At 42.3% G+C, this 1437-nt stretch carries 3 protein-coding genes; all 3 read left to right on the top strand.

Annotation, left to right across the window (positions count from 1 at the left end; all coding sequences use genetic code 11):
- A partial coding sequence (locus F6K49_RS48850) for a hypothetical protein (protein WP_293109943.1) occupies positions 1-783 on the top strand: 783 nt, incomplete at its 5' end.
- Between the two features lie 42 nt (positions 784-825).
- Positions 826-1125, top strand: a complete 300-nt coding sequence (locus tag F6K49_RS48845) for a hypothetical protein (protein ID WP_293109941.1) — start codon at positions 826-828, stop codon at positions 1123-1125.
- 107 nt (positions 1126-1232) lie between these two features.
- Positions 1233-1437 (top strand): hypothetical protein (locus F6K49_RS48840; RefSeq protein WP_293109939.1); only part of this gene is annotated, 205 nt, incomplete at its 3' end.

Here is a 1437-nt window from a genome sequence, read left to right as displayed (position 1 = left end):
GGAGTAGAAACACAAATATCTCCAGACATGGAGACTTTACAACACTCTCCTTCTCCTGTTCCATTCTTAGTAAGCAGGAGGGTAAGTCTTTATGAACATGCATTTCTGTTTTTTTATTTAACGAAGAGACAAGATGACTCAGAAAAGAAAGAGAGATACTATAGTGGAGCGATCGCTTGTACGCAACAAATCTTGATCCTGAAGCCAGGGGATTTGATAGGTCAACTCATTCTCAAGGTAATTGAAGGTACACAAAAGAAGGAAAAAGGCAAACTTGATGATGATTTTATAAAAGAATGCCGTATACTTATTCACAAAATAGATGCCAACCTTCCTGAGATATGTAAAGCAGTATTGAGATACATGATAAAGGCTGAGCCTGAAACCAAGGAGAAGTTGGAGAAGCTGTTGGAGAAGCTGGCTCCGTCAGAAGGTACGTCAGAACATAAATTAAAGAAGCTTGTTGAGGATGTCCTCAACAATCCTGATATTAAAGCTATTAAACCAGAGGCACAATTATGGCTGTGGAAAAACTTCGCATTGGTCGAATTATCTGCCAGTGCTCTTTCCTTCCTTGCTGATTTAAGTAATATTCTGAAATCTGATGATGGAATCTATCATAAGATGACTGGTGAAGCATTGCCTTATCGAGAGCTTGCCTTGATAATCTATAATCAATACGCACTGGAAAGGCTTTTTCAAACTCCAGCATTGTCAAAAGAAGAACGGAAAAACACATTTGATAAATTGTCGCCGTGGATAAAACCACTACCATTAGCTTAGATTCTTGATTCGTGACTAGATTAAAAATTAGGAGGATATCTCATGAGTAAACTATTTGATTTATTAACCGATTTGGCCCTTGACCCCAAGAAACAAAGTGTTTTTATCAATAACCCCAGTTCCTTAATGGACAAAGTGGGTTTATCTGAAGCAGAGCAGACTGCAATGATCAGCAAAGAAGCTGCTAAAATTGCAGCGTTATTTGCAGAGCAACAAGTTCCCCTTGCCTTAACTTTTTTCGATCCCGGTCCCGATCCCTTGCCAGATCCAGACCCTTTTCCCTTACCAGATCCAGAGCCTTCTCCATCAGAAGAAGAAGAAGAAGCTGCATCGCTGAATTAAGGAATGAATGCGCGGACATCTGGTTTTATTAAAGCCCCCTAAATCCCCCAATTCTGGGGGACTTGTCTTGATGCAGTCGCTCATGGGGGAAACCACGGCAATAGCGAGTGGGGGGAACCCCCAAGACCGCGCTGCCTCCCCAAGACCGCGCTGCATCGCTTGAGAGTTTTGTTCCCCCCAGAATTGGGCAGGGCTGTTTCATTCTCGCAAAAAATAGATGGGGAGATGGGGAGATGGGGAGATGGGGAGAATTTTGGACTAATACTCGGGATTTTGGGCAAATTTATCGTTCCCTTACACCAAGGCCGTTAA

The sequence above is a fragment of the Moorena sp. SIO3I6 genome, assembly GCF_010672095.1.
This window is presented reverse-complemented; position numbering and strand designations above follow the sequence as displayed.

What these genes read in the sequence shown, in the direction of transcription:
- F6K49_RS48845 (WP_293109941.1), top strand. Translation starts at nt 826, where the DNA reads ATGAGTAAACTATTTGATTTATTAACCGATTTGGCCCTTGACCCCAAG.